This window comes from Frigoribacterium sp. ACAM 257, assembly GCF_007954365.1.
GTDB lineage: Bacteria > Actinomycetota > Actinomycetes > Actinomycetales > Microbacteriaceae > Frigoribacterium.
Genome location: NZ_VOLO01000002.1, coordinates 134,109 through 160,622, shown reverse-complemented (window position 1 = coordinate 160,622; position 26,514 = coordinate 134,109). Strand labels below are relative to the sequence as shown.

The window sequence follows — 26,514 nt, the reverse complement described above, 5'->3', positions numbered from 1 at the left end:
GTTCACGCCTAACCCCCAACCAAGGCGGCCAACTGCCTGGCCGCAGGGGCGATGAGCTGCAGCAGCGGTCCTGGAACCACGCCGACGGCCAGTGAGAGCAGCAGGAGCGCACCGATCGTCATGGTCTCCCGGGTGGTGGTGTCGGTGAAGCCTTCGGCGAGACGTTCCGTCGGGCCGGTGAGCATCTTCTGCACGGTGCGGAGGAACAGGGCGGCGGTGATCAAGATCCCTGGCAGTGCGATCGCCGCGACCGCGGTTGCGCCGATGCTGCCAGCGAAGATCTGGAACTCGGCAATAAACCCGCTGAAGCCGGGGATTCCGAGCGACGCGAACGCGGCGACAGCAAAGAGCCCAGAGAATCGTGGTGCGGGTTTCGCGAGGCCGCTGTAGTCGCTGATCTCATAGCTGTCCCGCCGGTTGTACAGGACGCCCGCTAGGAGGAACAGCGCCCCGGTGATGAGCCCATGCGACACCATTTGCACGGTCGCGCCGGTGATCGCCAACTGCTGCGCCTGGGCGGAGGAAGACCCTGTCACGCCCGCGGCGCCGACGGCCAGCACGACGTAGCCCATGTGGTTGACCGAGGTGTACGCGATCAGCCGCTTCACGTTCGTTTGCGCCAGCGCCACGAGTGCCCCATAAAGCACTGACACGATGCCGACGATGACGATTACCCATGACCAAGATCGCCAGGCGTCGGGCAGCATCGGCATCGCGATGCGGAGGAACCCGTAAGTGCCCATTTTCAGGAGGACGCCCGCGAGGACAACGGAGCCGATGGACGGTGCGTCGGTGTGTGCCGGCGGCAGCCAGGAGTGGAACGGCACCGTGGGGGTCTTGACGGCGAAGCCGACCACAAGCGCTGCGAGTACGGCACCAGCGGCGAGCGGTGTGCCGGTGTAACCGTGTCGGGTGAGTTCGACCATGTCGAATGTGTGCGGCGCCGATCCGAGGTACAGGCCGATGAATCCGAGCAGCAGCGCCAGCGATCCGAGGAACGTGTAGAGGAAGAACCGCAGTGCCGACCGGTGATGGTCACCATGCCCCCAGCCCGCGATCACGAAGTACATGCCCACGATCGACAGGTCGAAGAACACGAAGAACACCAGCAGGTCCTGCGCGGCGAACACCCCGAGGCAGGTGGTCTGCAGGAACATGAAGAGCGCAGCCTGCGGACGGGGCCGATCGGTGTCCCGGATCGCCCAGAGCGCACAAGCCAGGAACACAACGTCGGTCAGGAGCACCAACGGTGCTGACAAGCCGTCGATGCCGACGTGATAGCTGGTGCCGACACTCGGCATCCACTCGACCCGCTCCTCCCATCGCAGGCCCGGCATATCGGATGCGGGGAGGGCCACGAGGATTCCCAGAGCGAGCTCCACCACGCTCGTCGCCAGCCATACCCACGCGGCTACCCGCCCTGACATCGCCCGTGTCAGGGCTAGGACCGCCGCGACGGTGACGGGAAGAAACACGATCAGACTGAGCACGATCACCTCACGACTAAGAGCAGGATGGCGGCGGCGGCGACGGTTAGAGTCGCGCCGATGTAGTAGTGGTGCACCTGGCCGGTTTGCGGGCGCCGCGCCAGACGACCGAGTACCGCGACAGCGGAGCCGAGCTGCCCCGTCACTGCGGCGGGTCCGCGCTCATCGAGCACGCGTGCGGCGCGTGCGGTGCTCTCGAGTGCACGTCCCGACCGATCAAGGGCCGTGCCATAGAGGTCATCCATTGCTTGTGCGACGCGTGCGGTGCTCTCGAGCGCACGTCCCGACCGGTCGAGGGCCGTACCGTATCGATCATCCAGCCGCGCAAGGACTGCAGCGAGTCTCAGGGTCGGCGCTACGATGACCGTGACGGCTGCCCGCTCTAGCCCGAACCAGTGCATCCCGATGCGGACTGTTGGTGTGCGCCACAGGACCAGCAGGACCACGACGACCGCGATCGCCGCCGACGCGGCGAGCTCCGGCCACGACACCGCAGGCCCGGACAACGGGTCGAGCAGCGGATGCAGCAGCGGCGTGCCGAGGAGCGCAAGTCCGGCTGCAGCGACGGCGAGTACCACCATCGGGACGACCACGAGACGGGGCACCCGCCGGGTGCCGTGTTCCTCGTCGTCCCAGGATGCTTCCGGTGTTCCTGCACGTCGCCACAGCAGCCCGATGATCCGGGCAGAGTAGGCCGCCGCAAGTGCCGCCCCGGCCAGGCCCGCCGCGTACAACCAGGGCTGTTCCTCCAGTGCGGCGGCGAGGACGACGTCCTTGGCGTACCAGAGTGACAGTGGCGGCAGACCAGCCAGCGACAGCGCACCGACAGTCGCGAGGACACCGATCGCGGGCCAGCGGGCGGCGATGCCGCGGAGACCGGTGAACTGTTTCGTCCCGGTAGCCGTGAGCCACGCGCCTGCGGTGAGGAACAGCAGCGCTTTCGTGGCGGCGTGCGTGATGAGCTGCGCGGTTCCGCCGCTGACCGAGCCGACACCGGCGGCGAGGACGACGAACCCCAGCTGAGATGCCGTTGATGCGGCAAGCACCTGCTTCAGGTCCCGTTGCGACAGCGCGATGAAGCCGAGCACGATCGCGGTCGTAGCGCCCACCCACGCCGCCGTCGGGCCTGCCCAATTGGTCACGCTCAAAAGCGGTTCGACGCGGAGCAGGAGATACCCGCCCATGGCGACCATGGCCGCGGAGTGCAGCAGCGCGCTCACGGCGCTCGGGCCCTCCATGGCACGGGAGATCCAGAACGAGAACGGCAGCTGCGCCGCCTTCCCTAAGCCGGCAACAAGCAGCCCCGCGGCCGCAACGTGTACCCACGGGCCCGGCAGCGATTGCAGAGCGGTGAGCGACCAGGTGCCGCCACCGGCGATGACTGCGCCGGCGGCGAGGTACATGCCAAGGTCCCCGGCACGGGTGACGGTGAACGCGATGAGTCCGCCGTCGACGCGGTTCCGGTCTTGCCAGCGGAACCCGATGAGGGCGTAGGAGGTGGCGCCCATCACCTCCCAGGCGGCGAGCAGCAGCGGCAGCCCGGTCGCGGTCACGGTAACCACGACGGCGGCGAGGAAGAGCAACATCAGCCCATGGAACCGGGCAGCAGGACGCGTCCGGTCCGCGGTCGCGAACACAAGCACGAGGAACGCGACCCACGCCACGGTTGGCAAGACGACCGCGGCCAGCGCATCGACGCGAAGATCCGGGCCGGGGGGTGCGAGAAGAGCTGGCACCCCGCCGGTTACCTCCGCACGGGTGGCCGCCGCGATGGTTGCGAAAACTGCGGTCACAGCGGCCGTGGCGAGGCTGATGGGGACCGCGATCCGTTCGGCCAGGCGTCCAGCAGTCGACAGTCCTGCCCCGACAAGGGCGGGCAGGATGACGGCGGTAATCAGCGCGGCGCTCACTGGGTGAGATCCGTTGCCGAGTCGGTCATGTCGGAGTTCCGGGAGCGGTGCAGGATGGTGGCGACGGCGAAGCCCATCGCCATTTCGATTGTCATCGCTGCGATGATCACCAGCAGCAGCACCTGCCCGTCGACCGTTGGTGAGAGATACCACCAGAACGCGGCGGCGGCGAGGATGACGGCGTTCACCATCACCTCGATACCCATCATCACCATCACGACCACCTGCTGCGAGATCGCCCCGTACAGCCCGATGGCGAACAGTGCGGCAACAACCAACAGGACCAATTCCAGGGTCATCGTCCGATCCCTCCGGGTTCCGGATCCGAGGGTTGGTCCCGGAGTTCGTCGCCGCGTCGGTCGTATCGGCCCCTGGGGTTTGCAAGGACCAGGGCTGCGACGATCGTGGCGAACAGGATCGGGCTGATCGTCAGCATCACCAGCATCTTTGAGCCCATGATCGCTTCTCCGAGCGCTTGGGTGGTGTCCGCCCCCGGCGAACCGGCGCGGTCAGGCCATGGGATGAGGAGCGCGGCTGCGGCGAGGCCGACGAACACCGCGACCGCGATCATCGCTGCGGGTCGTTTGCTGTGGGTCATATCCATCGGCATCAGCGCCGGGTTCATACCCATGTAGGAGACCATGAACACGGCCATGACGGCCATCTCCATCACCATCATCAGGATCGTCACGACGCCGATGAAGTCCAGGTGTAGCACCAGAACGGCTGCGCCCACGGCGATGAACGACACCGCCAGGGCGTACGTGGCGCGTGCCATCGAATCAACCCGGAACACCGCGGCTGCGGCGACCACCGCGACCACTGCCGCGACCCAGAACACGATCGTTGCCATCACGGTCATCAATTTCCCGTCACGGCCAGCACCGAGGTGACCAGCAGCTGCAGCAGCACCAGCGGCAACACGACGACCCATCCGATTTCTGCGAGCCGCTGCGGCCGCACTGCGGGCATCGCACGTCCGAGCAGCAAGAACACGGCGAGCAACGCACACGTTTTCACCAGCACCCACAGTGCGGGCGGGAGCAGCGGACCGGCGCCGCCGCCGAGGAACATCGGGACGGCGAACGCGGCGCCTGCGACGAGCAGGCACCACCTGCCGGCGAGGACGAGCAGCCGGTCAACGCCGGAAAGTTCTCCGAGGACACCGCCGGCGATGTCCGTACCGGCAGGGAGGGCGAACGGACCCCACGCGGAGAATGCGGTGACGGAGGCGCAGTAGACAACGAACGCGACCGGCATGGTGACCGCGAACCAGATCGGTTCCTGCGCCGAGACCACGTCTGTCAGCCGGAGGCTCTGCGCCCCGATCGCGGGTGCGGTCAGGGCGAACATCAGCGGGATTTCGTACGCCAGCGCCTGCGCCAGGAACCGGTAGCCGCCGATCAGCGGATGCACACTGTTGCTGCCCCAGCCGAGGAGCCACCACAATGCCCAGAGGGTGACGTCCACGGCGTTGAACCACACGACGCCGACCGGCACGTCCAGCGGCGTGAGGTTTCCGACCGGGACGGCGAGGGCGGCGAGGAACGCGGCGACGATGAGCCCGGACCCACCGATCCGCCACAGGAGGGTGTCCGCGCCGAGCACGGAACGGCGCTGCTGGCGCAGAAGCCGGTGGGTTTCATGGAACGGGGACAAGACCGCAGCGCTCACCGGTGTCCCGCGGTCCCGTGCCACCAGAACGGCGTTGCCGCTGGCAGCCGTGATGGCGAGCACGACGACGACGGCGGGCAGAACGAGAGCCCAAAGGGTGCTTTCGATATCAACCATGGTGGGGGTGTCTCGTCGTGCCGGCCTGTTCGGTGATGTCGGTGCGACGGCCGGGGTGCACGGTGAGTGCTGCGACGATGAGGCGGGCGCTGCCGATGTCGCGCCCTTCTATTAGTGCCGGAATCTCATCCGCCGTCGTTGACGGCTCCGGTTCGAATTGAGCCGCATTGAGCGAGACGGTTGCTCGCTCCAAGCGGGCCAAGAGAACGGTGCGGACGTCGACGCCAGGCCTGACCTGGAGTCCGTTCAGGGACCAGCGGAGCAGCAGGGATCGTTCGACCCGGCGGCGCAGCGGGAGAAGGCGCTTTCGCGCCTGATCGCGGCGGCCGGTCACGGCAAGATCTCGCACGCGGAGTGTCCGAGCTGCAGCGGCATCCCACCCGGCAACGGCCAGCACCTGGGCAGCCTGATCGAGTGCGATGGCCGCCACGTTCTGCGGCTCCGCGTGCTGGTAATCGTCGACGTCGATCATCGAGGCGGAAGCGCCGGTGATGGTGTCGCCGGCAAGCGTCACATCCAGGACCACACCAGCGGGCCAGGCCGGCAGGATCGGGCCGAGCCTCCGGTGGAGTACGTCCATCTCCAACCCGTCCCGGTCATCGGCACCATCGGCGAGCGGGTAGCCGCCTGGACCACTCATCGACATGTGATCCATCGACGTGTGGTCGTGCCCGTCCGCTGTCATGTCGTCGTGGTGCATCGATTCGTCAGCATGATGGATCGTGTCCTGGTCCTCGCGTGCGGCGGATCGCTGTGCGGGTCGGTTTGCAAGCGCATCCTGCGCGGCCCCGAGGACGGTGGCGATCTCGTCGGGTCGGGTGAGCGTGGCTCGGTGCTTCGGGTAGGGCATCTGATCCCATACGCGGTCGAGGAGGGTCTGCAGCTCTGGTCCGGGTGTTCCGCAGACGAGGAGGACGTCGCTCTCCGCCGGGTGGACGGCGAGGATGTGGCCTGCGGCGGCAGCCGTGGCTTCACACACGATCCGAACCAGGCCGTTGCCGGGCACCTCGACGAGAAGCACATGCAGCGGGCGGCGACGGTCCTCGGTCACACCCATCGGAAGGCGCCTTCCCGCCAGGCCCAAACCACCCCTGCCACAAGGACCCCGAGGAAGACGAACATCTCGATGACTGCTTCTGCACCCATCTGCGCGACCACGACCGCCCACGGGTACATGAACAGCATTTCCACGTCGAAGGCAAGGAACACCAGCGTCATCGGGTACCAGCGGGTGTGGAATCGCGAGAGTGCATGTTCCTGGAGGTCCCACCCTGACCCGAACGGCAGCACACCTTTGCGAACCGGAGCGACCGTCATTGCTCGTGACACCAGCACCAGGGCGGCGATGCCGAGCAGCCCGACGCCGAGCACGATGCCAATGGTGACGTATGCGGACATTCAGGATCTCCTTCCCCGACGGGCATACCCCGGAGGGGTACTGCAGGTGAGTGTAGGCGGGAGGCAGTTCAGTGTCCGCCAGTCAGTGAAACCTGCGGAGTCGGAGGCTGTTGCTGACGACGAACACCGAAGACAGTGCCATCGCGGCGCCTGCGATCATCGGGTTCAGCAAGCCAGCCATCGCGAGTGGGATCGCGGCGACGTTGTAGGCAAAGGCCCAGAACAGGTTCACCTTGATCGTGCCGAGAGTGCGGCGGGCGAGCGCGATCGCATCTGCAGCAGCGCTTAGGTCGGCGCGGATCAGGGTGATGTCGGCGGCTTCCATGGCGGCGTCGGAACCGCTGCCCATCGCGATGCCCAGGTCAGCGGCGGCGAGAGCGGCGGCGTCGTTGACGCCGTCACCGATCATCGCCACGGACCGGCCCTGCTTCTGTAGCCGGATGATGGTCTGGTACTTGTCTTCGGGTCGCACCTCAGCTTCGACGTCATCGATGCCGATTTCTGCAGCGACCGTCCGAGCGACGTCGTCAGCGTCGCCGGTGAGCATGATCGTGCGCAGCCCCATTTGGTGGAGGCGACGGACCGCGTCTGGGCTGGTCGACGCGACGGTGTCCGCAACGCTGATGACGCCGCGGGCGGCGCCGTCCCAGGCGACAACGACCGCTGTCGCGCCGCCACGTTCGGCGGTCCGGACTGCATCCGTGACCGATTCCGGAATGGTGATTGCCCACTGCCCGGTCAGCCACGCCGGTCGGCCGACGAGCACGAGAGCGCCGTCGACGATGGCTTGCACACCGAACCCTGCGGTGGACTGGAACGTCTCTGCTACCGGATAGTCGGTGGCTGCGCCGGTGATGGCGCGGGCGATTGGATGTTCCGATCCTGCTTCCGCCGCAGCAGCGAGGGCCAGCACACGGGCCTCGGCGCCCCCATGGACGGCAGTGACCTGGTGGACGCTCATCCGGCCCGTGGTGACCGTGCCGGTCTTATCGAGCACGACGGTGTCGATCCGGCGGGTGGCCTCGAGGACCTGCGGGCCGCGGATGAGGATCCCCAGTTGGGAGCCGCGGCCGGTACCGACAAGCAGCGCGGTGGGTGTTGCAAGCCCCAGGGCGCAGGGGCAGGCGATGACCAGTGTCGCGACCGCAGCAGTGAACGCAGCTTGCACATCTCCGGTGACTAGCAGCCACCCCACGAGGGTTAGAACCGCCAAGCCCATGACAATTGGGACGAAAACGGCGGAGACACGGTCGGCAAGGCGCTGCACTTCGGCCTTGCCGCTCTGCGCGGAGACCACGAGTCGGCCGATGCGCGCCAGCTCGGTGTCCTGTCCGACGCGGGTGGCTTCGACGATGAGCCGGCCACCGACGTTCACGGTCGCTCCGGTGACGGTGTCGCCGGGGCCGACCTCGACGGGCACCGCTTCCCCCGTCATGACACTGGTGTTGACCGCGCTCGTACCGTCGCTGATGGTTCCGTCGGTGGCGATGCGCTCACCGGGGCGGACCACGAACCGGTCCCCAACCTGCAATGCCGAGCTTGGCAGCTCCACTTCGATGCCGTCGCGGAGAACAGTTGCAGTTGGTGCGCCCAACGCGAGCAGCGCCTGGAGGGCGGCTCCGGAGCGGTCCTTCGCGCGCGCTTCGAAGTACCTCCCGGCGAGGAGGAACACCGTCACCGCGGTGGCGACTTCGAAGTACGGTTCCGGCGCAGCGCCGGGGTGCGGAAACCAGGAAAACGCCATCCGCATCCCGATGTGTCCGGCGCCACCGAAAATGAGCGCCCACACAGACCACCCGGTTGCGGCGGCGACACCGACGCTGACGAGGGTGTCCATCGTCGCGGCACCATGTCGGGCGTTGATCACGGCAGCTCGGTGGAACGGCCACGCGCCCCACACGACGACAGGCATCGCCAACAACAGGACGGCCCACTGCCAGCCCGGGAACTGCAGCGCCGGGACCATCGACAGCGCTACCACCGGGACGGCGAGCACGGTGGACACAATCAAGCGTCGCCGCAGCGGCACGAGCTCGTCGGTGTCTTCACTGCCCGATTCGGGCAGGTGGGCGCCGTAGCCAGCGGCCTCGACGGTGCGGATCGCATCATCGACGGCGAGGTCTGCGGGGAGGGTGACGGTGGCGCTTTCCGTGGCGTAGTTCACACTCGCCGTGACACCGGGCAGCTTGTTCAGTTTCCGCTCGATCCGGTTCGCGCATGACGCGCAGGTCATCCCCTGGATCGTCAGCTCGACCGGCGCGGTTGTGGTGGTCATGATGCGACCAACGTGTAGCCGGCCTCCTTCACAGCGGCGGAGACTTCCTCCTGAGACAGGTCGCGGGTGCTACTCACCTGAACGGTGGAAACACCGCCGACATTGAGGTCGATGGCCACATCCGTGACGTCCGGCACGGTGGTGAGTTCTTCGTGGACGCTCGCCACGCAGTGTCCGCACGTCATGCCGGTGATGCCGTACGTTTTCGTCAACTGCTCGCCCATCGTGGTGTCCCTTCGTGTTCCAACGGTTCATCAGGTACCCTAGGGGGGTATCTAGGTGAGTGTAGCTCCGGGCCGCGGAGATCTGTTCCCAGATCATCGCTCGGGGGGTGAGAAGTGAGATCGCAAAGCTCCTCGTTCCTCGGCGCTTACGCTCCGATCACACTGACCTGGTCGACTGGTTGGCCGCTCCGTGGTCGCAACTAACGTGACCTGCAACCCGTAACCCGGAGGAGTTCCTATGACCGACACTGCAACCGAGCACGATCACCACCATGGGTACATCACCGCCAAGGACGACTACCTCAAGCGCCTCAAGCGCATCGAGGGGCAAGCGCGGGGATTGCAGCGGATGGTCGACGAGGAGCAGTACTGCATCGACATCCTCACCCAGGTGTCGGCGATGACGAAGGCGCTGCAGTCCGTGGCCCTGGGCCTGCTGAACGACCACCTCACGCATTGCGTCACCGACGCTGTCACCGAGGGCGGTGCTGCTGCGGCCGAAAAGATCAAGGAAGCGTCCGACGCGATCGCCCGATTGGTGCGGGCCTGATCTTCAGCTCTCGACCTGCAGCCCGCTTACCAGCCCGCGATTGTTCATGAGCCAGCGCACTCGTCCATTGGGGACTCCGAAACTAAGGCCCTGCGCTCGAGGATCTAGGGCTTGTACACTTCGTCGGGACACCGCCCAAGGAGAGCCATGACCCCCCACTCGACGCGCATCCCCTCGGGGCTGGGACGTCTGGGGACCGCCGTCGTACTCATCTTGTTGCTCATCGGCAGCACCGTGCTGATGCACACCCTCGCCGGGCACACCACCAGCCATGCCGCCGCTCCGACGGCCGCCGAGCACAGCCACAGCGCCCCTCACACGGAGCTCTCAGCGGGCACCGTTCATGCCGCCGAGGCGCCAGTGCTGGTGGCGGCTGGTGCGTCGGATGATTGTGGCGGACTGTGCGCGATGCTCTGCGCCGTGATGGGCATGGCGTGCCTGATGGTGTTGCTCGTCACGGCAGCCGTGCTGCTGCGTAGTCGTGGCACTCGCGCCCTGTTCATCCTCTCGAAGACCCTCGGCGCGTTGCCCGCCCTGCCGACGATCGTGATTCCCCGGCGATCGATGAATTTGAACCAGCTCAGCATCCTCCGCGTCTAAATCAGCCCCTTGGGGACTTCTCCCCACACGAGACCCGCGGCCCTTTATGCCGCCTTCTTTCTCACCCCAAGGGACAACCATGAACCGCACCAAAACACTGCTCATCGGCGCCACAGCCATCGTCGCTGCCCTCACTCTGGCCGGCTGCGCCGACACTTCCAGTGACACCGCCTCCGACACGTCCGCGTCATCGGAGTCAGCGGTCTTCAACGACCAGGACGTCATGTTCGCCCAGATGATGCTCCCCCACCACAAGCAGGCCGTCGAGATGAGCGACACCTTCATCGCCAAGGGCGACAGCGTCGACTCCGACGTTGCCACCCTGGCGGAAACCATCAAGGACGAGCAAGGCCCCGAGATCGAGCAGCTCACCACGTGGCTGGACGACTGGGGCCAGGACACGTCCGCGTCGATGGATCACTCCATGGACGGCATGATGAGCGAATCCGACATGACAGCCCTGGACGACGCCGAGGGTACGGACGCGTCACGGCTGTTCCTCGAGCAGATGACCGAGCACCACAAGGGCGCCGTGGACATGGCGCAGCAGGAAGTCGACGGCGGGGAAAACCCGGACGCAGTCGAGATGGCGAAGAACATCGTCGAGTCTCAGACGGCACAGATCGATCAGATGGAAAGCCTTCTCAGCTCCCTCTGACCCTTCCACGGGGCGAGGCGCCTACTAGGCGCCTCGCCCCTGGGCGGTGCCTTGCGCCCGCGCACTCGTCGTACTTCTCACACCACCGAAAGCTTCCTGGTGCCCCAAATTCTTCCTGCCCCCGTGCTTCCTACCGCCCTCACTCGCCGCGAAGCACTCGCTCGCGAACGCACCGCCGGCCGCTCCTCCTCACCGTCGGCCCCGCGCCGACGCACCTACCAAGCAGCACAACCCCTCCCCTCTGCCGCCCGAAGCAAGCTTCGAGCAGCGCCTCCCGCAGCAGCACCTCGAGCCCGGCCGTGGGCTGTGGAACAGCTCCCCGGGAGCGCCTGGTCGGTACCGGCTCGTCCCCGCAAGCCCCGCACCCTGGGTCCTGTTCTTGGGGCGTTGGCGGTGACGATGTTCTTCACCGCAAACACGACCCCGGCTACTGCCTCTGACCTGGCGGGCGGGGCCACCCCGACGAGTGTTGTTGCCCCGATCAGTGGACAATCCCTTGCCGCCTCCGTGGTGGCATTGTCCGTTGACGGTCGAGACGGCTACGCCGTGACCGAGCCAGTACTCGCCACCACACAAAGTGCTACCTCGGGAGGTGCCGGAGCAGCAGCCCAGGTCAATACCGGGACCGGGGACATTCGGTGGCCCTTCCCTGGGGTAACCCCCCTCAGCTCGGACTTCGGGCCCCGGGCGCGGCCGTGCGGTGCGTGTTCGGCCATGCACGAGGGAATCGACATGGTCCCGGGCAAGAACACCCCCATCGGGGCGATCGCTGCCGGCACCGTTCGTGTGTCGGGGATGGGCGGGGCGTACGGGCAGTACGCCATCATCGACCACCAGATCGATGGCCAGACCGTCAGCAGCCTCTACGCCCACATGGTCCTCGGTTCCAGCCCCCTGCGGGTCGGAGACCGTGTCAATGTCGGGGACCTGGTGGGCCGGGTAGGCAACAGCGGGGTCAGCACCGGTGCGCACCTGCACCTGAGCATCTTGCTTGGCGGCACACTTCAGATCGACCCGCAGCTGTGGCTCGAAACCAACGCCGGCCGGGTGCTCTGACATGACGCCCGCACAACAGCCACCCGGTCGTGGCCACATCATCCGTCCCTTCCGGGTGAGGCTCGTTCTGGGGAGCATCACGGTGGTGGCGATGGTTGTTGCCGTCCTCACCCCGGTGGGGCAGGCGTCCGCAGTTGAGTACCCGACGTGGGCCGAGGTCGAAGCAGCTCGTGCCTCCGAAACGGAAGGCCAGGCCCTCGTGGCGCAGATCACGACGCAGATCGCAGAACTCGACTCCGCGGCCACTGCCAGCGCTGAGCTCGCTCTGACCCGTGGCGCCGAGTACGAGGAAGCAGACGCTCAGTTCCTCGACGCGGCGTACCAAGCAGACACACTCCAGGAGCAGGCCCGCACAGCCGAGGCCACCGCCACCCAGTCTCGAGACCGGGCAGCTCAGATCATCGCGTCGCAAGCACGCAGCGGCGGCCAGGACTTGACCAGCACCCTGCTCACCGGCGCCCAGGACCCGGACGATTTTCTCTCTCAGCTGGGGTTTGCCGACAAGCTCGCTGAAACAAGCCAAGGCATCTACGTCGACGCAAGCCAGGATCAGAACATCGCTCAGGGCCTCGGCGATCAGGCGGCCCTCGCCCGGGACGCCCGCGACGCTCTCCGCCAGGAAGCCGATGACGCCCGCCGGGACGCCGAGGCTGCCTCCGCGGCAGCCGATGAGGCACTGGCAGTGCAAGTCGACAAGCAAGCTGAGCTGCAAGCGCAGCTTGCCGTGCTCACGGATCAGCGTGCCGCGACCGAGCAGGACTTCGCCGCCGGCGAAGCTGCCCGCGCCGCAGAACGGGCACGCATCCAGGCGGAAGCAGCCGCCCGGGCTGCCGCTGCGGCCGCGGCTGCAACGTCTGCCGGTCAAGTAGCCGGGAGCGGATGGGCCAACCCCACCACCGGTCGAATGGTCAGCGCCTACGGGTACCGAATTCACCCCATTCAACGGGTCTGGAAGTTGCACTCCGGGATCGACATCGCTGGGGGATGCGGGGTACCGATCTACGCCGCTTCGGCCGGCACCGTGGCCTACTCAGGGGTCTACGGCAGCTACGGCAACTGGATCCTCCTCGAACACGCTAACGGCATTCAGACCGGCTACGCCCACATCGAAAACGGTGGGCTGCTCGTCAGCCGCGGCCAGCGGGTCGAAGCCGGGCAACTGATCGCTCGTGCCGGTTCGACAGGCGGGTCCACCGGCTGCCATCTGCACTACGAAGTGCGACCAGGAGGTACCTCCACGGACCCCGCGCCCTTCATGTCCGCCCGCGGCATTCGACTCGGCTGACCGCCCGCCCGACAGGAAATCACCATCACCACGTCACACATGCGCCCCACGAAAGCCCTCGCCGGACTCGCCGCTACGACTGCAGTGATCCTCGGCATGGCCGCGTGCACGAACGCCACCACCGCCCCTCCGACGGCTGACGCATCCCTGGAACACGTCCACGCGTTTGCTCACGTGGACAACTCCCCCGTTGTCCTCGTGGGCACACACACCGGCCTGTGGAAGTTCGCCCTGACCGCGGTCGACCCTGATCGCCCCCGAGAGGCACCGTTGATCCCGGTCGGTGACGACCGGTTCGACGTCATGGGGCTCACGACCACGCCGCAAGACGTACTCATCGCCTCAGGCCACCCCGCAGTCACCGCTCCGACGACAGCGCCGTCCAACCGGGGGCTGCTTCGCAGTGAGGACTCGGGGACAACGTGGCAGACCATCAGCCTGGAGGGCAAAGCCGACTTTCACGACCTGACGACGGCCGCCGATAGCGTCCTTGGGCTGAACTCGACCACCCAGGCCATCCTTCGGAGCGACGATGACGGTGCGACCTGGACAACGGAAGCAACAACAACGGCCCTGTCACTGGCCGTCGACTCGGCCAACCCCGAGATCCTTTGGGCCGCAGGTCCCGATGGTCTAGAACGCAGCACCGACCGCGGCGCCACCCTGACCCCTAGCCCCGAGGCGCCGCCACTTGTGCACGTCGCCTCATCTGCATATTCGATCGCTGGCGCAACCATTGACGGCACCGTATGGTCTCTCGATCCAGGGAGCGCAACCTGGTCACAGGTCGGACAGCTCGAAGGCCAACCGCAAGCCTTCGACATCATCGACATAGGCGACAAGACCGTGCAGTTCGCCGTCGATGATCGAGCCATTGTCGTCAGTCACGACAACGGCCGCACCTGGACCCCCGTGCCTTTGACGCTCAAGCAGAACGAGTAGAGAAGCGGCTTAGCGATCGTCAACCGGACGATCGCCAACCTCGACCATTTCCTCAGAGCTGCACTGATCCGACTGTCGCAGATAGGTGGTCCGAAACAGATTCCGGTGACGGGCCCCTATGTGACACTGCCGAAATGACCTCGTCGCCCCTCCTCGAATGCGCCTGTTCGCCGATCGTCGCTCCCTACCTCACAGCCCCGCATGACGCCCAGGCAGGTCTTGGAGGGTCGGCCCAGCCGATGCAGAAAAGCGAGGGCGGGCCAGGAAGAAACCTGGCCACCCGGTCGGCTCCTGGGCACCTATCGCCAGTCAAGCCGTTGACGGTCACCCCGTTAGCATCGGTGCCCGCCTCCCTCGGAGCTGATGCATGATCGAGCGCCCCTCTCCCGAACACCGTGCCCGAGTACGCGCCACCAGCCTCGATCGAGAGCACCTGGTCGCGATGGGCGAGGTCGCGTACTGGTCTGCTCGATTGGAGCGCACGCTGGCGTTCACAGTCATGGCCCTCGTCAGCGACGATGACCGCGAGACAAACGAAATAGGAATTGTGGTGACTCGGGGAGCCTCCTTCAGCGGCCTGCTCGAGTTGGGCGCAAAGCTCGTGAAGCTGCACCGCTTCGAGGGGCAGGTCCGCGACATGTTCACGCGATTGTCCGCCGACTCGAGGGTTGCGATGGAGAGCCGGAACCACCTGCTGCACGGGGCGTGGACCACACCGGGTAAAGGACCAGCTTCGGCGAGCCGGGTCAGGGCCAAAGGGACGGTGGACCGCCCATTGACCGTGGCACAGGTGGAAGACGTCGCCTATGACCTGGCAGTGCTCGCAGAACAGCTATTCATGCTGTTTCTCGTCATCGAAGGCGCAGTCGACTACGAGGAGTGATCACCTTGGGCCGATGCTCTGCGAAGGGTTCTGGGCTCACCGCGCCACCCCCCGAGTGGCAATCAATCGGGATGCCTCGGACCGATCGGCACGAGGTTCGAAGCGGCCCTCAGTGAGCCTTCTGCGACAGTTCCAGCGACGATTGCAAGCCCGATCTGCGCGTACGCGGCCATCAGCGTGCCGACACGGTGCCGAGCATCTCGCTCGAGGCGCTCACCCTCCGCCGCAAAGCTCCGATCCGTGACGAAGCACTGCAACTGGTCGTACACGTGGTCCCACCGGACAGCGACCCGAGCGCGGCGCGATCCGTCAACCGCCTCGAAGTGGAGAGACCCGAAGGGCCTCCCGTCCCTCATTCCCAGATCGACTCCAACAAGTCGCCAGCCTGGAGCCTCGCGCGAGACATCCGCCCCCCACACGACCACGCGCGGCGGGCTCGCGCCTAATCCGACAATCGCGTGTTGCCCTCCAGCCTGCTCGCCCTCGGCCACCCCGCCACCTTCTAACTTTTCGTGATCCTGGACCCTTCGCATGGATGGTGGTAATAGTAATGACCATGAATGCAAGCAAACAAGCGAAGCCGACCTCGGGGCAGCGCAAGGCCTTCGGCATCATCACCATTCAAGGGCTAGTCCTGGACCTGAGCGACTCGCTCCTAGCCCGGCCAAGCAGCAGCGTCACATGGAGAGCTCATCCTGCCGGCCCACTCTCGGGCCTCACAGCAGCCACAGATGAGCACGAGGCGTCGATCAGCTGGGCACCGACGTCGGACGTGCTCCGCGAGACGAGTACCGAAGATGCCCCCGACGAGCTCTTGGCCCATGTGCGACAGACCTATCTGACCTATCTCGAGCTGTGCCTCAGGCTCGGCGAGTTCCAACTCGAGGCAACTCCGGTCACTGACGCCGCAGAGAACATCACCGGAACGTCACTTCGAGCCCGGCTGGTAGAGCGAGGAGCAGTCTGGCTCGACGAACTTCCCACTGCCGACCAGCAACGGTTCGCACCAATCCCCAGGGCCGACGAGGTGACCATGGTGGACGTTCCCGACAGAGCCTCGCCGCAGACAGCCCCCGGGGGCGGGCAAAGGCCTGATGAATCGACATGACCGAGACCGCCACGTTGGAACGATCAGCTGTGGCGCGGCCAGAGGGATACGCCGAGCCCCCGCTCGAGCTTCGCGATCGTTTCGAGGTCCGGCCACACCTGGCCCGCAAGGACGCTCAGCAGGGTCGTATGGGTGACACCTGAAGCTTCGGCTACCGACCGGATGCTGCGACTGCCGACGGCCTGACGAAGGTTCTGCGCGAATCTGCGAGCCACTTCCCCGATCGGGTCGTTCGAGCGAACGTCTGGCCACGGGGACGGGGCCAACGCGGCTGGTTTCGCGCGCGCAGTTCTACCCATGCCGCAAGGCTAGGCGCGCCAGCTCGCACGCACGGCCGCCCCGTCGAACGTATCACAAATTGGTCATTGTAATGACCACCTTCGAGCTTGGAGATGAGCGCTGGTGAGCGATGAAGCTGACGAACGCCGCGAACGGCAGCTCGACGCGGTGAGGCGCATGGCCGAGAGGGAGCCTGAGGTGCCGGCTGCGGCTCATTACCAGTACACGCCGAAGATGCCTGCTGATCAGTGGGCCGCCATCCGCCCCTACGTGCAGCGCGTCGTCCGAGACACAGCCCACAGAACGCCGTACTCCGAGAAGGAGCTCTACCCGGCCGTTTCCCGTCTCGCTTTATTCGCCTGGGCGACAGCGAGCGTTCCCCTCGAAGATGACAACGTCTTCGACCCGCGGTTCATCAACCGCTTCGTGCAACATCACCTCGGGCAGTACAGCAGGGCCGGCAAGAACACCCTGCGCGCTCGGTTGAGACGCACGTCGGAGGCGCTCCTGGGCGACGAAGCTGCGGGTACATTCCGGGCCCTGGGCAAGGCTGAGGCGTCACGTCCGTACACCCCGAGCGAGGTGGCTTCGTTGTTGTCGTGGGCCGGTAGCCAGCACGACGAGGAACGGACGACCAGCGCCGGCGCACTCCTCGCGCTCGGACTCGGGGCAGGACTGACGGGGCGGGAGATCATCGATCTAGAACTCGTGGACATCACCTCAGATAGTCGGGGCGTCATGGTGCGCGTGTCGGGTGACGATGCGAGAGACGTCCCGGTTCTTGCCCAGTGGGCCCCCCTCCTGCAGTGCCGAACGGCGTCCAAGGCAGCCTCCCGGTGGGCATTCCGGAGCGGTCAGCGAGGCGGGAACATCAATCTCGTCACTGACTTCGTCAGTCGGAATCCGCGCCCCACGGTCGAGCTGCAGTCCCGACGCATGCGAGCGACCTGGATCGTGGAACACCTCCGGCGGGGGACGCCCCTCGACCTATTGCTGGAGGTCGCCGGCTTGCAGTCAGCCGAAGCGCTCGACCGGCTCTTGCCCTACGTCGCCAGAGCGGACGACGACCCCCGGCGGGACTCACTTCGGTGATAGCTACCACCCCGGCGCGAGCCGAGGCTGCGGCCATGACGTCCGTATAGGGACAGGACGATCACTTCCCGCGTCGGCCAGGTTCCCTCAGACGCCCAAATGGCGACGGGCATTTGCCACGTCTTCCAGACGCATCACGACCTCACCCCTGAGCAGACGCCCCAGCCGCTCAGGACTCTGCCCAGAGGCAGCCGCGTACGTCCCGACCGAGCGGAACCGTCTCGCTATCTCGACTCGGATGCTGCACGCCAGCCGATGCTGAATGCGTGCAGCACCCCACTGGTCGAGCTGGCCTGACGAGAACGACACCGCCGAGACCCACTGAGCTTCGGGGTCGCGACCGAAGCGGCCTGGCTCACGTAGGTAGGAGCGCGGCTCGAAACGTGGATCAGGCACCTCCGCAGTCTAGATGTGCGCTGAAAGCGCACCAGACCGCGTGATGGCCTTGTCTTGTCGCATGTCCATCTCTCGTGACCACCCCTGACGAGACACAACCTCCGACCTCCCCCTCTTCCCAACTCGAGCGTGCCGCAGCACACTTTGGTCAATCTAATGACCACGCCACGCTGGAGCTTCAGGAGGCGATCTTGCGCTACCACCCGCGCCGTATCGCCCCGACCAAGTGGTTGCCTGTGCGGGACTTCACGCTCGCGTGCATCCTCGACGCCAAACCCCACGACATGCTCTACACGAGGATCCTCCTGACCTTCGCGAGTCGGTACGTCGTGTGGGCGTTCCACGACGCCGGTGCGGAGCTGCGCCGCGATGACCTCTTCTACCCGTCCATGATCTACCGCTTCGCCCGCACCTACCCCAGTGCCAAGACGCAGCAGCTTGCCGAGACCAGACTCCTGAACCTCGCTGAAGCGCTCGGTTACGAACCGTCTCCTCACCGCCTCAACAAGCAGAGCCGGGAGATACGACCCTTCTCGCACGCCGAGCTTCCCGCTTTCGAGAGCTGGGCCGCGTCGAGGTCCACCGACCGAGCCCGCCGGGATTCTTACGGGCTTCTCGCGCTTGCCGGTGGTGCAGGCCTCGGCGCAACCGAGATCGCCGCGGTCCGTGGCCGCGACTTGACGCGCACTCCGGCTGGCTGGGTCGTCCGTGTGACCGGAAAGGCGCCGCGAAGCATCCCCATCCGTGTCGGGTGGGATTCGTACGCAGACATCGCCTTCGAGGGACTCGGCGACGATGACTACGCGGTCATCCCCCACCGCAAGGAGTCCTCCCGGGAGATCGCGCTCATGCACTACGGCGCCCGGTACGACGGTCCTGCTATTCGCCGCCTCCGCATCACCTGGATCGTGGACCAGATCAACGTTTTGCCCCTGGCGAGCATCGTCTACGCGGCTGGCTTCAAGAACGTCTCGTCCCTCCTTCGCTACGCGCCCTTGGCCGAGGTCATGCCCGAGGTTGAGCTTCACGCGCTTCTCCGTTCAACGGGAGCGACTCAGTGACCGGCGAGCCCTCGTTCCACGACGAGGAGTTCTTCAATGGCATCTACACAGCCGACCGGATCGTCAGCGGGTCGACCAAGACCACCAGGTTCCGCGGCGCCGACGCCCGTGAGTGGATGACCTTCCTCCGTTCATCGGGCGTCATCGAGCTCCTCGCGACCTGGCGCGCGGAGGACCGCGAGAAGAAAGCCCCGGGCGGTGTCAAACCGAAGATCGACGACCTGGCCATCCTGACCGTGGTGATGATGCTCCTATCGGAGCAGTCCATGATCTTCGTGCGCGAGATGGGCCGCGTCTTCGAACGCCGTCTCGACGATGAAGCCCGTCGCGAGCTCGGCATCGCTCACCTGTACGACAACGACAAGCCCAACGACTGGTACTTCCTGGCATGGCGGGCGATGCACCGCATCATCGACCTCTGGGATGCCTGGCCGGCGCCCCGCCGCCTGCTCACCCGCGACGAGCGGAGCAGCCTTGACGCGCTCCGGGACAAGAACATCGAACGCCGGGCACACGAGCGCAGCATGACCTTCACGAACACGCTGCTGGAAGCCACGGCCCAGAACCTGCCTCGAGCCGTGCGACGTCAGCGTCTCGCGCTCTCCGTCGACCAGACAGTGCTGCGTGCACCGAGCCAGAAGAACCGTTGGCCGCGGGAGAACGGCGTCGAGCAGCCCATGTTCATCGCGGGCACGGACAAGGAACAGCCGAAGTACGCGATGGAGCTTGAAGCTGACCTCTACCCGATCGACAAGGGAGAGAAGGAACGCGTCTTCAGCAAGCACACCAAGGAGAACGGCAAGGCGAGCGTCAAGCAGGCACGGAGCCGGTGGCTGCTCGCCTACACGGCTAACCTCATCATCGACGTCAACGAGGACCCGACAGGTGACCCCACCGAAGCACCGCAGCTGATCCGCGGGGCGAGCCTGACGACGCCCAACAAGGGCATCGGCTTCCACACCGTCGAGCTCGTGAAGAACATCCAGGAACGCGGCTACGACATCGCGCGCCTGTCGTCCGACCTTGGGTACTCCGCGGGTCTCACGATGGAGGACTTCCACCGTCCGATGAGAGAGCTCGGCGTCGGCCTCGTCTTCGACTACAACCGCGCGAACCAGACCGGTGTGCGGGGCCAGGTCGGCGGAGCCAAGCTCGTCGAAGGCGGTCAGTTCTGCCCCGGTACACCGAAGCGGCTCCTCGATGCAACGGTGCGGCGCAACAACAAGGAGATCGACAACGTCGAGTGGTCCCAGCAGATCGACGAGCGTGACGCATACCGACTTCACAAGAAGGAGGGTCCCGACGCCAACGGCAACGTGAAGATGCGCTGCCCAGCCCTCGGCCCGAGTGCGACGGTCGAGTGCCCGCTCCGCAAGCTCGACAAGCGTGCATCGCCTGACAAGGAACGCCGGCAGGTGCTGCGCGCCAACGTCCCCAAGCAGACAGACAAGGTCTGCTGCCAGACCTCGATCACGGTGCGCCCGGAGGACGGCGAGAAGATGAACCAGATGCTGCCTTATGGCAGCAAGGAGTGGTCCAAGACCTACCGCCGCGACCGCAACAGCATCGAGAGCTTCAACGCCTTCATCAAGACCGGTCCCGAGCGCATCGCCGACTCCAGCGCACGGCGCCTGCGCGGTCTCGCCGCTCAGCAGTTCCTTCTCGCCATGCTCACGACGGCCGCGAACATCCGCAAGATCGTCACCTTCCTCGCCGCCAAGCACCGAGCGCCGAAGGACCGCGACCGCCGCGTCGCGAAGGGCCTGACGCCGGTGCCTGCACAGCGCACCCGCCGTCGTGATGCCGAAGGCATGAGCAACTACCGCGCCGACTACGTTCGGCCCGAACTGTCCCCGTTCCCGACGAGTGGACCCGCTGTCGATCCGCCTCCGCGAACGTAGGCCCACGCCCGTTCCAAGACACGACACGCGAGCTTCCTGCTCTCCCCCAACGCTCACGAGTCAATTCGGCGCGCCCAGACGGGCGGGCCGCTTCGTCGTTTAAGCCGACTGTGCAGCCGGTGGCCCCGAAGGAGCTGCCAAGAGATCCCGAACCCCTCGCCGGGAAGCGATTCTCGGCCCTCAAACGGAAGAAAGCCCCCGAACTACTCGGGGGCTTTCTTCTTGGGCTGCGTTCCGCAAACGGATTCCGATTGATGCGCAAACAACCCTGTGGCGGTACCGGTGGGATTTGAACCCACGGTGGAGTCAACCCCCACACATGTTTTCGAGACATGATCCTTCGGCCGCTCGGACACGGTACCGGGGGAGAGCTTAGTACATCCGCGCGCCCCTGTCGAAACCCGCCTCGGGCCGACGTGGACCGGCGGAGAGTGCTGCCCCGAGGCTGGCGACCAGCACTTCGTGACGGTTCACCGCACCTCCTCGGCGACAGGCGACAGGCGATAGGCGGACGGCCGGGCGTACGCTCCCAGCATGCCCACCCGTCACCCCCTCGCCTTCCTCTCCGGAGTCGGCGTCACCCTCGCCGCGGGCGGTGCGCTCTTCGCCGTCTGGCGCCGTGCCCTTCGCAGCCAGCGCTCCGCCGCCGCGACCCTCAACGACCTGCTGCCGGTGCACTCCGCCTGGTGGCGCGACCGGTTCGACCGCAAGGGCGCCCTGCTCTACGTGGCGCTCGGCGACTCGACCGCGCAGGGCATCGGGGCGTCGAGCCCGGCGCGCAGCTACGTGGGCAGGCTGTCGGTGCGGATGCGGCACGCGACCCGCTCCTCCGTCCGGGTCGTCAACCTCAGCGTCAGCGGCGCGACGACGTGGCTCTGCCGCAAGGACCAGCTGCCCAAGCTCGAGAAGTACCAGCCCGACGTCGTCACCGTCGCCATCGGCGCGAACGACGTCATCGACTTCGACGCCGAGACGTTCGAGCGCAACCTGCGGCACATCTACGGGGCGCTGCCGACCCACGCGATCGTGGCCGACCTGCCGACGATGTGGATCCCCGAGCGCGAGCACCGCATCGCCGAGGCCAACGCGATCGTGCGGCGCCTCGCCGACGAGTTCGGCCTGACGGTCGCCCCCCTCTACGACACGACGCGGAAGCAGGGCCTGGTGCGCACCTTCCGCAACTCCGCGGGCGACCTGTTCCACCCCAACGACCGAGGGTACCGCGTCTGGGCCAGCGCCTTCGAGCCGGCCGTCGCCGCCCGGGTCGCCCGCATCGCGGCCGACCACGCCGTCACGGACGCCGACGCCAGCGTGCACGACGCCGCGGCCGCGGGCTCGACGGCCCGCACCGCCGAGCGTGCGGCGTCTCGCGCCTCGGCCCGCGGCACGGACGCGCTGCCCCGCAGCTGACGACCGGCACCGGCACCTGCAGCACCGGCAGGCAGGCCAGGCCATGCTGGGCCGGGCCGGGCCGGGCCGGGCCGGTCGGGCGAGCCGAGGAGGCGCCTCCTACTTGACCTTGAAGGCCACCGGAGCCGAGGTGCTCGCGCCCACGCTCCCGTTGCCCGAGTACGTGACCGTGAGCGGGTAGCTGCCGGCGGAGCGGAACCCGGCCACGCCCACGGTCATCTTGCCCTTGGCCGCCGCCGAGAGGGTGGCCGTGCCGACGACGGTCCGGCCGTGACGGACGGTGATCGTGCCCGTCGGCGCGGCGACGCCCCGAGCGGTCACGCTCACCGCGACGTTGGCGCCCTTGCCCTTCGGGAGGGACGAGCGGGGCGAGAGCACCGTCGTCGAGGCCGCCTTCGTGACCGAGAACGACGACGTCGCACTGGTCGAGGGCAGCGCAGTCGAGACCGAAGGGGTGAAGGTCGTCGTCAGCTTGTGCGCGCCCGCAGCCGTGCCCGCCGGGACGACCCACGTCGCCCTGCCGCCCGAGGCGGCGACCCGCGCCGCGACCTTGCCGTCGACGGTGAACGCGACGGTGCCCGCGCCCGTCGCCGCGGATCCCGCGACCGAGGTGAGGGAGGCGGTGGCCGTGATGCGCGAGGTCGCGCCGTGCACCTGGGAGCCGGCGCTCAGGCGGAGCGTCGTCGTCGTCGCGGCCTTGTCCACGGTGATCTTCGTCGCCGCCGACGTCGACGCCGCCTGGTCGGCGACCGACGGGGTGAAGGCGGCGCTCAGCGAGTGGGCCCCCGGCGCCAGCGAGGCGGGGAGGCGGGTGGTCGCGGTGCCGCCCGCCGCCACTGCGACCGTCGCCAGCGTCGTGGTCCCGTCGACGAACGTGACGGACCCGGCCGGTGCCGCGCCTCCTGCGACCGCCACCGTCGCGGTGAGGACAGCCGTCGGGTTCGTGCCCCAGGTCTGGCGGGCGCGGTCGGTGCCGAGCGCGGTCGTGGTCACGGCCGCCACCTGCTTCGGGGCGGGCCGCCCTGCGGTGTCGCCGGCGGGCGCGGCGCCGGTCGAGCTGCCGCCGGCGAGGGCGACGTCGAGCACGGCCCCGGCCGAGGGCGAGGTCGAGCGGACCGCGACGGTGAAGCCCCCGCCCGTGCTGGTGAAGCTCTCTCCGGCGTCGAGGTGGGTGTCCCGGCGGGTCAGGTCGCCCGCCTCGACGGGGCCGGCGGCGACCACGGCCGTCGAGACCGCGGAGCCGGACAGGGGGATCGCCCGCAGCACGCGCACCTCGCCGACGGCGCGGTCGCCGTTCAGGGTGCAGCGCACCAGCTTCGCGTCGAGGGACGAGCACCGCGGCGTCGCGCCCCGGAACTCGGCGCTCGAGGCGTCGCGACCGCTCGCGGTGCGGTACTCGACCCAGTAGGTGTCACCACTCAGCGGGTCGACCACCTGCACGGCCCGGCCGCCCGCCGTGGTCGCCGCGCCGTCGAGCGCGCCCACGGTCACCTGCTGGCGCGTGCCCGGCTCGCGGAGGGTCGTCGCGTCGACCTGGAAGCCCGCCCGGAGGCGCTGCGGCGTCGACAGGTGCGGTCGCGCCCCCGAGACGGAGTAGCCCATGATGTCGAGGAAGTCCCCGTACTCCTCCACCGGGCAGGCCACGGAGGCGTCGGTGTCCGCCGTGTGCACGTAGCCCGGGAGGGGAGCGTCGACGGAGGTCGTGCTGCGGCACATGGCCGCACCGGCGTGGCCGAGGCCGAGGTTGTGGCCGAGCTCGTGCATCAGCACGGGGACGCCGAGCGCGGTGTCCGTGCCGACCGAGCTGAAGATCTCGCCGCCGCCTCCTCCGACGGTCGCGAAGGCGGACGAGCCGCAGGTCTCGCGCGTCAGCACGAGGAGGTGGGTGTCGGTGCCTGCCCAGCGGTACGACGCGAAGGCGCCCCCGAAGGCGGTCGTGTGCACCGAGTCGAGCACGGCCGACGGGTCGCAGGTGGCGGCGGCGAGCGAGGTGCGCTCGATCCCGCCGAGCTGGACGTCGACCGTGCCGCCCGACTCCTCCCACCAGAAGTCGTGCAGCTGCCGGATCGCGGCCGTGACGGACGCGTCGTCGGGCGGGGTCGCCGCGTCGTCGGCAGTGGTCGCCGTGACGGTCGCGATGCTCACCGAGACGCGGTGCACGACGGCGACGGCGGCCGTCGAGGCCGACGACCTGGCTCCGGGGTCCGCCGCCGTCTGGTCGGCGACGTCGGCCTCGCGGGCCGCGACCTCGGCGGCCTCCGCGTGCAGGTGGGGGCGCGTCACGGGTGTCGACGGGACGACGAGCATGTCGTCGGAGAGGTCGGGAGCGGCGACGCCGGCGGGCGCGGGCGGCGCTGCCGACGCGGCTGCCGGGTCGAGCTCGGCCGCGTTCACCGCCTGTCCGTCGACGAGGCCGCCGATCACGATCACGGCTGCGACCAGCACAGCGGACGCACGGACGAACCAGGATCCGGGCACAGCGGACGTACGGGTGGATCGGGGGGTGGGCACAGCGAACTCCAGTCGTGCGGGAGCGTGCAGGGTCGTCGGGACCCTGCGCTCAGCGCGCGGTCGTCGGGACCGCGCGCACGTCGCGAGGCCGTCGGGACCTCGCAGACGTCGCGTGGCCGTCGGGGGGCCACGCGTCAACCGCAAGATCGATGCAAACACACACATCTGACCGCGGACGCCCCCACAACGGGTCTGGCTCGCCCAGCGGCCAGGGCATGCCGCCCCCACAACGGGTGGGGCGCACCCGGCGGCCCGAGCACGCCGTCCCTCCACAGCCCACACGAGGAGGCGCCCCTGCTGTCGGACGTCCCGCCTAGGCTCGCAGCATGCCTCGCACCACCACCCCGCCCTTCCGCTGCACCGAGTGCGGCTGGACCAGCCTCAAGTGGGCCGGTCGCTGCGGCGAGTGCCAGCGCTGGGGCACCGTGGTCGACGTCACGTCCGCGCTCGTGAGCGCCCGGGGCACCGCCCCCGTGTCGGTCGGCGGCGACCGGGTCGCCCGACCGATCACGCAGGTCGAGGCCGGCGCCGTCGCCTCCTGGCCGAGCGGCATCGCCGAGTTCGACCGGGTGCTCGGCGGGGGCATCGTCCCGGGCGCGGCCATCCTGCTGAGCGGCGAGCCGGGGGTCGGCAAGTCGACGCTGCTGCTCGAGGTCGCGTCGCGCGCCGCAGCGACCGGGGCACGCGTGCTCTACGTCACCGCAGAAGAGAGCGCGCAGCAGGTGCGGATGCGGGCGGAGCGCACCGGGGCGATGCACGACAACTTGTTCCTGGCGGCCGAGGTCGACCTCGCCGTCATCCTCGGCCAGATCGAGCAGGTCGACCCGCAGCTGGTGATCGTCGACTCGGTGCAGACGGTCTCGTCGTCGTCGATCGACGGCATCGCGGGCGGCACGTCACAGGTGCGCGAGGTCGCGTCGACGCTCATCCGCGTCAGCAAGGACCGCAACCTGCCGGTGCTGCTGGTGGGGCACGTGACGAAAGACGGGACGATCGCCGGCCCGCGCCTCCTCGAGCACCTGGTCGACGTCGTCTGCCAGTTCGAGGGCGACCGACAGACCTCGCTCCGGTTCATCCGGGCGCACAAGAACCGCTTCGGGCCGACCGACGAGGTCGGCTGCTTCGAGATGACCGGCGACGGCATCGCCGAGGTCGCCGACCCCAGCGGCCTCTTCATGTCGCGCAGCGGCGCGCCGGTCAGCGGCACCTGCATCACGATCGCGATGGAGGGGCGGCGTGCGCTGCCCGTCGAGGTCCAGGCGCTGATCGTCGCCAGCAGCACTCCCCAGCCCCGACGGGTCGTCAACGGCGTCGACTCGTCCCGCGTGGCGATGCTGCTCGCCGTGCTCGAGCGCCGGGCGGGCATCCGCCTCGGCGACGCGGACGTCTACGTGTCGACGGTCGGCGGAATCAAGATCACCGAGCCCGGGGCAGACCTGGCCATCGCGCTGGCCCTGGCGAGCGCGAGCCGAGACGTCAGCTACCCGCACACGATGGCGGCGGTCGGCGAGATCAGCCTGGCGGGCGAGATCCGGCCCGTGTCGTCGCCCCGGCAGCGGGCCAGCGAGGCGCGTCGGCTCGGGTTCAGCCAGCTCGTCGACGCCGAGTCGGGCAACCTCCGCGAGGCGCTGCGCCGGGCCTTCAGCGCGGCCAGCACGCCCCGCGAGCGCGAGCTCGACGGGGCCTTCTAGGCGCCG

The 26,514-nt window shown here is 67.8% G+C and carries 24 protein-coding genes and 1 tRNA gene; 13 read left to right on the top strand and 12 right to left on the bottom strand.

The features are described from left to right. Nucleotides 1–8: 8 nt before the first annotated feature. From ES689_RS07090 to ES689_RS07050, 9 genes are all read right to left on the bottom strand, one after another. Nucleotides 9–1,496: a NuoM family protein gene (locus ES689_RS07090; RefSeq protein ID WP_223269464.1), complete on the bottom strand. Its 1,488-nt coding sequence runs from the start codon at nt 1,494–1,496 to the stop codon at nt 9–11. Next, complete coding sequence (locus ES689_RS07085) at nt 1,493–3,397, bottom strand: proton-conducting transporter membrane subunit (RefSeq protein WP_146902325.1); 1,905 nt, start codon at nt 3,395–3,397, stop codon at nt 1,493–1,495. The genes ES689_RS07090 and ES689_RS07085 overlap by 4 nt, the downstream gene beginning before the upstream one ends. Further along, nucleotides 3,394–3,696 (bottom strand): NADH-quinone oxidoreductase subunit NuoK, encoded by a 303-nt coding sequence (gene nuoK / locus ES689_RS07080; protein ID WP_123519942.1) that lies wholly within the window; start codon nt 3,694–3,696, stop codon nt 3,394–3,396. Before nuoK ends, ES689_RS07085 begins: the two co-directional genes overlap by 4 nt. Continuing rightward, entirely contained in the window at nt 3,693–4,259 is a 567-nt protein-coding gene (locus ES689_RS07075) for an NADH-quinone oxidoreductase subunit J (protein WP_223269463.1), read from the bottom strand. The genes nuoK and ES689_RS07075 overlap by 4 nt, the downstream gene beginning before the upstream one ends. Next, a complete protein-coding gene (locus ES689_RS07070) occupies nt 4,259–5,188 on the bottom strand; it encodes an NADH-quinone oxidoreductase subunit H (RefSeq protein ID WP_123572130.1) in 930 nt (309 codons plus the stop codon). Before ES689_RS07070 ends, ES689_RS07075 begins: the two co-directional genes overlap by 1 nt. Continuing rightward, nucleotides 5,181–6,245: a hypothetical protein gene (locus ES689_RS07065; RefSeq protein WP_146902322.1), complete on the bottom strand. Its 1,065-nt coding sequence runs from the start codon at nt 6,243–6,245 to the stop codon at nt 5,181–5,183. The genes ES689_RS07070 and ES689_RS07065 overlap by 8 nt, the downstream gene beginning before the upstream one ends. Then, nucleotides 6,236–6,586 (bottom strand): NADH-quinone oxidoreductase subunit A, encoded by a 351-nt coding sequence (locus ES689_RS07060; protein ID WP_123519939.1) that lies wholly within the window; start codon nt 6,584–6,586, stop codon nt 6,236–6,238. The genes ES689_RS07065 and ES689_RS07060 overlap by 10 nt, the downstream gene beginning before the upstream one ends. An 82-nt stretch (nt 6,587–6,668) precedes the next feature. Beyond that, nucleotides 6,669–8,861, bottom strand: coding sequence for a cation-translocating P-type ATPase (locus tag ES689_RS07055; protein WP_146902319.1), 2,193 nt, complete (start codon nt 8,859–8,861; stop codon nt 6,669–6,671). Beyond that, on the bottom strand, nt 8,858–9,085 hold the full coding sequence (locus tag ES689_RS07050; protein ID WP_123519937.1) for a heavy-metal-associated domain-containing protein: 228 nt from the start codon (nt 9,083–9,085) through the stop codon (nt 8,858–8,860). Before ES689_RS07050 ends, ES689_RS07055 begins: the two co-directional genes overlap by 4 nt. Nucleotides 9,086–9,323: 238 nt before the next feature. On the opposite strand from ES689_RS07050, the gene ES689_RS07045 reads away from it, so the two are divergent. The 8 genes from ES689_RS07045 (at nt 9,324) to ES689_RS07010 (ending at nt 16,167) form a co-directional block, all read left to right on the top strand. Continuing rightward, the gene (locus ES689_RS07045; protein WP_123519936.1) at nt 9,324–9,635 is read left to right on the top strand and encodes a metal-sensitive transcriptional regulator; all 312 of its coding nucleotides are present in this window, start codon (nt 9,324–9,326) and stop codon (nt 9,633–9,635) included. A gap of 147 nt (nt 9,636–9,782) precedes the next feature. After that, nucleotides 9,783–10,235 carry a hypothetical protein gene (locus ES689_RS07040; protein WP_123519935.1) on the top strand — a complete coding sequence of 151 codons (453 nt, stop codon included), beginning with the start codon at nt 9,783–9,785 and terminating at the stop codon, nt 10,233–10,235. A 79-nt stretch (nt 10,236–10,314) separates the two neighbouring features. Next, complete coding sequence (locus ES689_RS07035) at nt 10,315–10,893, top strand: DUF305 domain-containing protein (protein ID WP_123572127.1); 579 nt, start codon at nt 10,315–10,317, stop codon at nt 10,891–10,893. A gap of 399 nt (nt 10,894–11,292) precedes the next feature. Further along, the gene (locus tag ES689_RS16115; RefSeq protein WP_370512358.1) at nt 11,293–11,949 is read left to right on the top strand and encodes a M23 family metallopeptidase; all 657 of its coding nucleotides are present in this window, start codon (nt 11,293–11,295) and stop codon (nt 11,947–11,949) included. A gap of 1 nt (nt 11,950) precedes the next feature. Next, nucleotides 11,951–13,234, top strand: coding sequence for a peptidoglycan DD-metalloendopeptidase family protein (locus tag ES689_RS07025; RefSeq protein WP_082486595.1), 1,284 nt, complete (start codon nt 11,951–11,953; stop codon nt 13,232–13,234). Between the two features lie 84 nt (nt 13,235–13,318). Next, a complete protein-coding gene (locus ES689_RS07020) occupies nt 13,319–14,176 on the top strand; it encodes a F510_1955 family glycosylhydrolase (protein WP_056260078.1) in 858 nt (285 codons plus the stop codon). Nucleotides 14,177–14,543: 367 nt separating this feature from the next. Beyond that, complete coding sequence (locus tag ES689_RS07015) at nt 14,544–15,059, top strand: hypothetical protein (protein WP_137846767.1); 516 nt, start codon at nt 14,544–14,546, stop codon at nt 15,057–15,059. Between the two features lie 535 nt (nt 15,060–15,594). Next, nucleotides 15,595–16,167 carry a hypothetical protein gene (locus ES689_RS07010; RefSeq protein ID WP_133739128.1) on the top strand — a complete coding sequence of 191 codons (573 nt, stop codon included), beginning with the start codon at nt 15,595–15,597 and terminating at the stop codon, nt 16,165–16,167. A gap of 23 nt (nt 16,168–16,190) precedes the next feature. Here the strand turns inward: ES689_RS07010 and ES689_RS16110 are convergent, their stop codons facing one another. Continuing rightward, the gene (locus ES689_RS16110; protein ID WP_082486596.1) at nt 16,191–16,466 is read right to left on the bottom strand and encodes a helix-turn-helix transcriptional regulator; all 276 of its coding nucleotides are present in this window, start codon (nt 16,464–16,466) and stop codon (nt 16,191–16,193) included. Between the two features lie 103 nt (nt 16,467–16,569). Between ES689_RS16110 and ES689_RS07000 the strand changes: the two genes are divergently transcribed. From ES689_RS07000 to ES689_RS06990, 3 genes are all read left to right on the top strand, one after another. Then, nucleotides 16,570–17,538 (top strand): hypothetical protein, encoded by a 969-nt coding sequence (locus tag ES689_RS07000; protein WP_055811461.1) that lies wholly within the window; start codon nt 16,570–16,572, stop codon nt 17,536–17,538. Nucleotides 17,539–18,008: 470 nt separating this feature from the next. After that, on the top strand, nt 18,009–18,995 hold the full coding sequence (locus tag ES689_RS06995; RefSeq protein WP_146902313.1) for a hypothetical protein: 987 nt from the start codon (nt 18,009–18,011) through the stop codon (nt 18,993–18,995). Then, nucleotides 18,992–20,896 (top strand): hypothetical protein, encoded by a 1,905-nt coding sequence (locus ES689_RS06990; protein ID WP_146902310.1) that lies wholly within the window; start codon nt 18,992–18,994, stop codon nt 20,894–20,896. Before ES689_RS06995 ends, ES689_RS06990 begins: the two co-directional genes overlap by 4 nt. A 271-nt stretch (nt 20,897–21,167) precedes the next feature. On the opposite strand, the gene ES689_RS06985 is transcribed toward ES689_RS06990, so the two are convergent. Continuing rightward, nucleotides 21,168–21,258, bottom strand: a tRNA-Ser gene (locus ES689_RS06985). A 172-nt stretch (nt 21,259–21,430) separates the two neighbouring features. Between ES689_RS06985 and ES689_RS06980 the strand changes: the two genes are divergently transcribed. Next, a complete protein-coding gene (locus ES689_RS06980) occupies nt 21,431–22,306 on the top strand; it encodes an SGNH/GDSL hydrolase family protein (protein WP_146902306.1) in 876 nt (291 codons plus the stop codon). A gap of 99 nt (nt 22,307–22,405) precedes the next feature. On the opposite strand, the gene ES689_RS06975 is transcribed toward ES689_RS06980, so the two are convergent. Then, nucleotides 22,406–24,817 (bottom strand): Ig-like domain repeat protein, encoded by a 2,412-nt coding sequence (locus ES689_RS06975; RefSeq protein ID WP_191330273.1) that lies wholly within the window; start codon nt 24,815–24,817, stop codon nt 22,406–22,408. Between the two features lie 326 nt (nt 24,818–25,143). Here ES689_RS06975 and radA point away from each other — a divergent pair, with 326 nt between their 5' ends. Beyond that, nucleotides 25,144–26,508 (top strand): DNA repair protein RadA, encoded by a 1,365-nt coding sequence (gene radA / locus ES689_RS06970; protein WP_146902300.1) that lies wholly within the window; start codon nt 25,144–25,146, stop codon nt 26,506–26,508. The last annotated feature ends 6 nt before the right edge of the window (nt 26,509–26,514 follow it).

Bases quoted from the DNA above. Each gene is read 5' to 3' on its own strand.
- ES689_RS07015 (WP_137846767.1), top strand. From the start codon at position 14,544: ATGATCGAGCGCCCCTCTCCCGAACACCGTGCCCGAGTACGCGCCACC.
- ES689_RS07040 (WP_123519935.1), top strand. From the start codon at position 9,783: ATGACCCCCCACTCGACGCGCATCCCCTCGGGGCTGGGACGTCTGGGG.
- ES689_RS07070 (WP_123572130.1), bottom strand. From the start codon at position 5,188: ATGGTTGATATCGAAAGCACCCTTTGGGCTCTCGTTCTGCCCGCCGTC.
- ES689_RS16110 (WP_082486596.1), bottom strand. From the start codon at position 16,466: ATGGGTAGAACTGCGCGCGCGAAACCAGCCGCGTTGGCCCCGTCCCCG.
- ES689_RS07055 (WP_146902319.1), bottom strand. From the start codon at position 8,861: ATGACCACCACAACCGCGCCGGTCGAGCTGACGATCCAGGGGATGACC.
- ES689_RS07010 (WP_133739128.1), top strand. From the start codon at position 15,595: ATGGTGGTAATAGTAATGACCATGAATGCAAGCAAACAAGCGAAGCCG.
- ES689_RS07060 (WP_123519939.1), bottom strand. From the start codon at position 6,586: ATGTCCGCATACGTCACCATTGGCATCGTGCTCGGCGTCGGGCTGCTC.
- ES689_RS07065 (WP_146902322.1), bottom strand. From the start codon at position 6,245: ATGGGTGTGACCGAGGACCGTCGCCGCCCGCTGCATGTGCTTCTCGTC.
- ES689_RS07025 (WP_082486595.1), top strand. From the start codon at position 11,951: ATGACGCCCGCACAACAGCCACCCGGTCGTGGCCACATCATCCGTCCC.
- ES689_RS06980 (WP_146902306.1), top strand. From the start codon at position 21,431: ATGCCCACCCGTCACCCCCTCGCCTTCCTCTCCGGAGTCGGCGTCACC.
- ES689_RS07045 (WP_123519936.1), top strand. From the start codon at position 9,324: ATGACCGACACTGCAACCGAGCACGATCACCACCATGGGTACATCACC.
- ES689_RS07035 (WP_123572127.1), top strand. From the start codon at position 10,315: ATGAACCGCACCAAAACACTGCTCATCGGCGCCACAGCCATCGTCGCT.
- ES689_RS16115 (WP_370512358.1), top strand. From the start codon at position 11,293: ATGTTCTTCACCGCAAACACGACCCCGGCTACTGCCTCTGACCTGGCG.
- radA (WP_146902300.1), top strand. From the start codon at position 25,144: ATGCCTCGCACCACCACCCCGCCCTTCCGCTGCACCGAGTGCGGCTGG.
- nuoK (WP_123519942.1), bottom strand. From the start codon at position 3,696: ATGACCCTGGAATTGGTCCTGTTGGTTGTTGCCGCACTGTTCGCCATC.
- ES689_RS07050 (WP_123519937.1), bottom strand. From the start codon at position 9,085: ATGGGCGAGCAGTTGACGAAAACGTACGGCATCACCGGCATGACGTGC.
- ES689_RS07075 (WP_223269463.1), bottom strand. From the start codon at position 4,259: ATGACCGTGATGGCAACGATCGTGTTCTGGGTCGCGGCAGTGGTCGCG.